The sequence below is a fragment of the Pseudomonas sp. BN415 genome, from assembly GCF_029871195.1.
Classification (GTDB): domain Bacteria; phylum Pseudomonadota; class Gammaproteobacteria; order Pseudomonadales; family Pseudomonadaceae; genus Metapseudomonas; species Metapseudomonas resinovorans.
The window spans coordinates 1-7,191 of sequence record NZ_SSOK01000043.1 but is presented as its reverse complement, the minus strand read 5'-3'; the positions used below and the strand labels follow the sequence as shown (position 1 = coordinate 7,191).

The window sequence follows — 7,191 nt, the reverse complement described above, 5'->3', positions numbered from 1 at the left end:
GGCAGGTAGGCGTGGTCCACGCGCTGGACTTCCTGCTCGATGATCGGGCCTTCGTCGAGGTCCGAAGTCACGTAGTGCGCGGTGGCGCCAATCAGCTTCACGCCGCGCTCGTAGGCCTGGTGATAGGGCTTGGCGCCCTTGAAGCCGGGCAGGAAGGAATGGTGGATGTTGATCGCGCGCCCCGAGAGTTGCTTGCACAGGTCATCGGAGAGGATCTGCATGTAACGGGCCAGGACCACCAGTTCCGTCTGCGTTTCGTCGACGATCTTCATCAGCTCGGCTTCCTGCTGGGCCTTGGTGTCGCGGGTCACCGGCAGGTAGATGAAGCGGATGCCTTCGCGCTCGGCCATCGGCCGCAGGTCCAGATGGTTGGAGACGATGGCGGTGATCTGCATGTCCATCTCACCCTTCTGATGGCGGTAGAGCAGGTCGGACAGGCAGTGGTCGTACTTGCTCACCATCAGCAGCACGCGCATCGGCTGGGCAGTGCCGTGCAGGGACCAGTCCATCTCGAAGCGCCGTGCCACCGCGTCGAAACCCTGCTCGACCTCATCGATGTCGCCTTCGTACTGATCGTTGAAGCGGAACACCGCGCGCATGAAGAAGCGGCCGCTGGTGTCGTCGTCGAACTGCGACATCTCGCTGATGTAGCAACCCTTGTCCGCCAGGTAAGTGGTCACCGCCGCAACGATGCCGGACGTGGCCGGGCAGCTGATCTTGAGGATGAAGTGGCTGGTGGCATGTTGCATGTCGGGTCCTCGATTGGGGGGCGGCAGCTCTTCGCAAGGCGGAAAAATTGCATGGGTAAAACAGGATTTCGTCCGTGAAGAATTTTTACTGGCAGGAAAATAAAATTCCTGTGGCGCTTTTATAGGCGAAGCGAAGGTGCAGGTCTAGCCTGTTGGGAAAATTTTTATCTTGAGAGGAAAGTTTTGCGGGTAAAAACGTGGTTGAAGCCGGCGCCCCCGGCCGACATCGCTACCGTGGGTAGGATGGGGCGAGCGGGGCGAAAGCCATCGGCGCGGTGTGCCATGCGCCCATGCCCTGCTACGTTGGGCCTCGCTGCGCTCGGCGCCAACCGAGGACGGCATCGCGACGACGGCACTCAGCCTGATGCGGGGAGCCGGCAATGACCCTCAATCCAGTGTCGAACTATCCCCGGGTCGTTGAGAGCCCCAAGACTGGCCGGGCTCTGCAAACCCCTATCTGTTCAGCTCGTACGCGCACATGTTGACCGTCGTGGCCAGGTTGAGCGATTCGATGGCACCACAGCCGGGGATCGTAAAAGGCTGGGCGTTGAGTGCGAGGAGTTGCTCGCGGGGCACGCCGCGTGCTTCGTTGCCGAACAGATAACAATCGAACGATTTGAAACTGGCGGATTGCACGCGTTCGCCATTCATATCCAGGCAGGCGATGCGCTCAAAGCGCGTGCGCAAGGAATCCAGATCCACATCCAGTTCCATGGGCGCATGAAAAATGGCGCCCATGCTGGAGCGCACGACTTTGGGGTTATACGGATCAACGCTGCCGGGACTGAGCAGGCAGCGAAAATTACCGAACCACGCCAATGTGCGCAGGATGGTGCCCAGATTGCCCGGGTCCTGGATTTCATGCAGGTAGATGGCGCGCTCGTTAGTAGCGGGCGCAGCAACCGGCGAGGCGGTCGCCGGCATTGGCACCAGCGCAATAATTCCCTGCGGTGTTTTGGTGTCGGCGATCTGCGCCATTTGGCGGTCGTTGATCACATGGGTTTCAAACGGACTTTGCCAGTGCTCGTAGGCGCTGGTCACATACAGCTGACTTCGCTGTAGCCGTGGATTCTGCAAGGCCGCTTTTTGCAGTTCCAGCAACAGATGTTCGCCCTCCACCAGAAAATGGCCGAACTCGGCCCGGTATTTTTTCTGGTGGAGCTTCTTGATGTCGTCGAGTTTCATCAATGCGGCGCTCAGTTGCTCTGCACTTTGGTCTGAGACAGCAGCGACTTGGCCACCGCTTCGGCGACTTTGATGCCGTCTACGCCCGCCGACAGAATACCCCCCGCATAGCCGGCGCCCTCGCCAGCGGGAAACAGGCCGCGCAGGTTGAGGCTTTGCAGCGTCTCGTTGTCGCGGGTGATACGGACCGGGGAGGACGTGCGGGTTTCGATGCCGGTGAGCACGGCGTCATGGCGATCAAAGCCGCGGATCTGCTTGCCAAATGCCGGCAGCGCCTCGCGGATGGCCTCGATCGCATAGGCCGGCAGCGAGGGCGCAAGGTCGCCCAGGCGCACGCCGGGTTTGTAGGAGGGTTCCACCTCGCCAAATTCGCTCGACGGCACGCCGCGAATGAAATCGCCCACCAATTGCGCGGGCGCACAGTAGTCGCTGCCGCCCAATTCGTAGGCGCGGGACTCCAGGCGCTCCTGGAACTCCACGCCGGCCAGCGGGCCGCCCGGGAAATCTTCCTCCGGGTTGATGCCGACGACGATGCCGGCATTCGCGTTGCGTTCGTTGCGCGAGTACTGGCTCATGCCGTTGGTCACGACACGTTCCGGCTCAGAAGTGGCCGCCACCACGGTACCGCCGGGGCACATGCAGAAGCTGTAGACGGCGCGGCCATTCTTGGCGTGATGCACCAGCTTGTAGTCAGCGGCGCCGAGCTCCGGATGGCCGGCGTACTTGCCCAGGCGAGCCTGGTCGATCATGCCCTGCGGGTGTTCGATGCGAAAACCCACGGCAAAGGGCTTGGCCTCGATGAACACGCCCTGCCGGTGCAACATGCGGAAGGTATCGCGGGAGCTGTGGCCCAGCGCAAGCACGACATGGCGGCTGCGAATGGTTTCGCCACTGGCCAGCACCACACCTTCAAGCTGGCCATCGTCGATCAGCAGATCGGTGACTTTGCTTTCAAAGCGCACCTCGCCGCCGAGGGCGATGATCTCCTCGCGCATGGTGGACACCACGCCGGTAAGCCGGAAGGTGCCGATGTGCGGCTTGCTCACGTACATGATTTCCGCCGGAGCGCCGGCGCGGACAAACTCCTGCACAACCTTGCGGGCGTAGAACTTGGGGTCCTTGATCTGGCTGTAGAGCTTGCCGTCCGAGAACAGGCCGGCCCCCCCCTCGCCGAACTGCACGTTGGATTCCGGGGTCAGGATCTTTTTGCGCCACAGTGCCCAGGTATCCTTGGTGCGGCTGCGCACGTCCTTGCCGCGCTCCAGCACGATGGGTTTGAAACCCATCTGTGCGAGCAGCAGCGCCGCGAACAATCCACAGGGGCCAAAGCCCACGACCAACGGCCGTTCGCTCAAGTCGGCCGGCGCTTGTCCTACTGGATAGTAGTGGGTGTCCGGGGCCGGACGTATGTTGTGGTCATCGGCAAAGCGCGCCAGAATCGCCGCCTCGTCGCGGGCCTCCAGATCGATGATGTAGATGAACAGAATGACGCTGTTCTTCTTGCGGGCATCGTAGCTGCGCTTGAACACGGTGAAGTTCAGCAGATCGGCGTCGCTGATGTTCAGGCGTTTGACGATGGCGTTGCGCAACTCATCGGCGGAGTGATCGAGGGGCAGGGACAGTTCGTTGATGCGAATCATGGCGGTAATCCTGGCCGGTGACTCCGGCAAAGGAAGCAACAGAGGGGAAAGTAAGGCGCGAATTGTACCCGCCGCCGCCCGCACCTGTCAGGCCTGGCCCGATGGTTCGCCGGAAGGCGCCGTGCTGGCCGGCGCTGTGCGATCCTGCCCGCGAATGTAACCTGCACAGTGTTATCGGCTTATAATTGCCGCCGCTCAGCGTCCGACAGCTTCCCCACTGCCCCATGCATCGGTCCGCTTCTCACATTGATTCTCCGTGGTTGGCTCTATCATGAAACGATCCAAAAGCAGCCGTCGCTGGCTGGATGAACACGTCAACGATCCCTACGTCAAACGGGCTCAGAAGGATGGTTTGCGCTCCCGTGCCAGCTACAAGCTGATCGAGCTGAACGAGAAGGACAAGCTGATACGCCCCGGCATGCTGGTCATGGACCTTGGTTCGGCTCCCGGCGGCTGGTCGCAGGTAGCCGGGCGTCTCGTGGGCGAGAAGGGGCGGGTTCTGGCCAGCGACATCCTGCCGATGGACCCGTTGGATAACGTCGACTTCATCCAGGGCGACTTTACCGACGATGCCGTGTTTCAACAGATCCTCGACAAGCTCGACGGCAACCAGCCCGATCTGATCATCTCCGACATCGCCCCCAACATCAGCGGCGTCGCTGCCGCCGACCAGGCGTCCTCGATGTATCTGGTCGAACTCGTCCTCGATATGGTCCGGCAGGTGCTCAAGCCCAATGGCACCTTTGTGGCCAAGGTCTTTCAGGGCGAAGGCTCTGACGAATTCCTGAAAGACGTCCGCACTTCATTCGAGAAGGTGGTGATCCGCAAGCCAGAGGCGTCGCGGCCACGGTCGAGGGAGGTTTATCTGGTGGGGAAAGGGTTCAAAGGATAAGGCGCCCGCGGCGCTGAAGTGCGATCGAGCCCGCTTCGATGGCGGCGCAGGCTCGACCGGGGCCGAACGATGTTGACACACCGGTACGTCGACTCCGGCAGACCCGAAGGGCTCCCCGCGCGACGTGCCATAGAGCAGAGCAGCTATAAAAGCTGCATGCGAGCATATGCCCGCAAGAAACATCCGCCGTTTCTCGCATGCACCTTGCGGCGCATTAGCACCAACGTATGCGGGCTGTCAAACCCGGCCACGGGATTGACCATGGCCGGGGCAGGTAGAAGCCGGCCAGAATCGGGGGTTCGATAAAAGAATCGACTCCCTTCTGTCTCAGACAACCGGTGAACTCCGCGACCTAGCTGATTTCCGTCCTGCGGTCATTGAACCCTGCGACAAGGCGTTTGACCTGGTCGATGGTGGAGTAGTCCCGGCTGCCGTTCTCCTATGCCTGCGGCTGGGTTGGGCGAGCGTTACCGGGCATCGTGGAGGCTCAAAGGAGGAGGGTGGCAGGTCGGCTCCACACGTTCCGACGTGGAAGCGGTGCCCGGTTTGTCCAGGCACCATGGGCGGTGACTTACCAGCCGAGCTGCTTGTTGAAGCCGAGGGCGTCGTAGTAGTCGCCCTGGTAGGCGATCTTGCCGTCCTTCACGCGGATGAAACTCACGCCTTCGAACTTCAGCGGCTTGTGGGTGGCCGGGGTTTCGGCACTCCAGGCGCCGCTGTTGGTGCCGGCGAACTCCCATTGGAAGGCAATGCCGTCGGCACTGACGATGGGCTCGCTGGTCATCTTCCAGGTGAGGTTCGGCACGGCGGTGATGAACACCTTGATCACGTTGTCGCGGGCAGCGGCGCGGCCTTGTTGCGGGGTACCGACGGTGGCGTCGAAGAACTCCGCGTCTTCGGCCAGGAAGCTGGCGGCCTTGTCGACATCGTGGGCATTCCAGGCGGCCATGTAACCGTCGACTATCGCCTTGGCATCGTCGGCCGCGTGGGCCATGCAGGCCAGGGTGGAAAGCAGGATGAAGCCGAAACTACGCAAGGTGTTACGCATTGCTGGATCTCCTGGTGGCTTGTGCGGGTACTGCCTGTGGAACGGCTTTGCTCGGCTTTTTGTGGGGGCGATTTCAATCGCGAAGGGCGGCGTAGCTGCCCCGAGGTTTCCAGGGCAGACCTGCGGCCTGCTCAGCGACTGAAGTCGCCCGCACAAGATCTCCGCTCCCACAAGGAACCGGCCGAGGCCGGCTCGTTAGTGCTTGAACATCACGTGGCGAATGGCGGTGTAATCCTCCAACCCATACATGGACATGTCCTTGCCGTAACCGGAGTGCTTGACGCCGCCGTGGGGCATTTCGCTGACCAGCATGAAATGAGTGTTGACCCAGGTGCAGCCGTACTGCAGGCGCGCGGACAGGCGGTGGGCGCGGCCGACGTCGGACGTCCAGAGGGAAGAGGCCAGGCCGTAGTCGGAATCGTTGGCCCATTCCAGCACCTGCTCCTCGCTGTCGAAGGCGGTGACCGAAACCACCGGGCCGAACACTTCACGGCGGACGATTTCGTCGTCCTGGCGAGCGCCGGCGAGCACGGTGGGCTGGAAGAAGAAGCCCGGTCCGTCGACGCGGGAGCCGCCGGTGACCACCTGGATGTGTGGCAGGGCGGCGGCGCGCTGGACGAAGCCTTCGACGCGTTCCAGGTGCTGCTCGGTGATCAGCGGGCCGAGCTCGGTGGCCGGGTCGTCCTGCAGGCCGGTCTGGATGCTGCCCACGGCTTCGCCCAGTTTGGCCACGAAGCGCTCGTAGATGCCCTTCTGTGCGTAGATGCGGCAGGCGGCGGTGCAGTCCTGGCCGGCGTTGTAGAACCCGAAGGTGCGGATGCCTTCCACGGCGGCGTCGATGTCGGCGTCGTCGAAGATGATCACCGGCGCCTTGCCGCCCAACTCCATGTGCATGCGTTTCACGCTGTCGGCGGTGCCGGCGATGATCCGGCTGCCGGTGGCGACCGAGCCGGTCAGGGACACCATGCGCACTTTCGGATGGGTCACCAGCGGCTCACCGACACTCGGGCCACGGCCGAAGACCAGGTTCACCACGCCAGCGGGGAAGATCTGGGCGATGAATTCGGCGAGCTTCAGTGCGGTCAGCGGGGTCTGCTCGGAGGGCTTGAGCACCACGGTGTTGCCGGCGGCCAGGGCCGGGCCGAGCTTCCAGGCGGCCATCATCAGCGGGTAGTTCCACGGCGCGATGGAGGCGACCACGCCGATCGGATCGCGGCGGATCATCGAGGTGTGGCCGGGCAGGTATTCGCCTGCCGCGGAGCCGCTCATGCAGCGGCTGGCGCCGGCGAAGAAGCGGAACACATCGGCGATGGCCGGCAGTTCGTCGTTCAGGGCGGCGGCGTAGGGCTTGCCGCAGTTCTGTGATTCCAGGCGAGCGAGTTCCTCGGCGTGGGCGTCGATGGTGTCGGCCAGCTTCAGCAGCAGGGTGGCGCGGTCCTTCGGCGGGGTCTGCGACCAGGCCGGGAAAGCGGCGTCGGCGGCCCGCACGGCGGCGTCGACCTGGGCCGGGCTGGCCTCGGCGATTTCCACCAGGGCGCTGCCCAGGGACGGGTTGAGCACGGCGAGGCTGGGGCCTTCGCCGGCGACGAGCTGGCCATTGATCAGGAGCTTGGTTTGCATGGGGTGAGTCCTCGTTCGGTCTAGCCCCTCTCCCCCTGGGAGAGGGGTTGGGGTGAG

At 63.0% G+C, this 7,191-nt stretch carries 6 protein-coding genes; 1 reads left to right on the top strand and 5 read right to left on the bottom strand.

Annotated elements, in window-relative coordinates; genetic code table 11:
* The 3 genes from purU to E8F20_RS10940 form a co-directional block, all read right to left on the bottom strand.
* On the bottom strand, positions 1 to 749 hold a 749-nt coding region (purU, locus tag E8F20_RS10950; protein WP_280283740.1), incomplete at its 3' end, for a formyltetrahydrofolate deformylase.
* 453 nt (positions 750 to 1,202) lie between these two features.
* Complete coding sequence (locus tag E8F20_RS10945; RefSeq protein WP_280283739.1) at positions 1,203 to 1,934, bottom strand: RNA methyltransferase; 732 nt, start codon at positions 1,932 to 1,934, stop codon at positions 1,203 to 1,205.
* A gap of 11 nt (positions 1,935 to 1,945) precedes the next feature.
* A complete protein-coding gene (locus E8F20_RS10940; RefSeq protein WP_280283738.1) occupies positions 1,946 to 3,574 on the bottom strand; it encodes an NAD(P)/FAD-dependent oxidoreductase in 1,629 nt (542 codons plus the stop codon).
* 271 nt (positions 3,575 to 3,845) lie between these two features.
* Here E8F20_RS10940 and rlmE point away from each other — a divergent pair, with 271 nt between their 5' ends.
* The gene (gene rlmE / locus E8F20_RS10935; RefSeq protein ID WP_028628065.1) at positions 3,846 to 4,466 is read left to right on the top strand and encodes a 23S rRNA (uridine(2552)-2'-O)-methyltransferase RlmE; all 621 of its coding nucleotides are present in this window, start codon (positions 3,846 to 3,848) and stop codon (positions 4,464 to 4,466) included.
* A gap of 571 nt (positions 4,467 to 5,037) precedes the next feature.
* Here rlmE and E8F20_RS10930 read toward each other — a convergent pair.
* Positions 5,038 to 5,514, bottom strand: a complete 477-nt coding sequence (locus E8F20_RS10930) for an ester cyclase (RefSeq protein WP_280282642.1) — start codon at positions 5,512 to 5,514, stop codon at positions 5,038 to 5,040.
* A gap of 195 nt (positions 5,515 to 5,709) precedes the next feature.
* A complete protein-coding gene (locus E8F20_RS10925) occupies positions 5,710 to 7,134 on the bottom strand; it encodes a gamma-aminobutyraldehyde dehydrogenase (protein WP_280282643.1) in 1,425 nt (474 codons plus the stop codon).
* Positions 7,135 to 7,191: the final 57 nt, after the last annotated feature.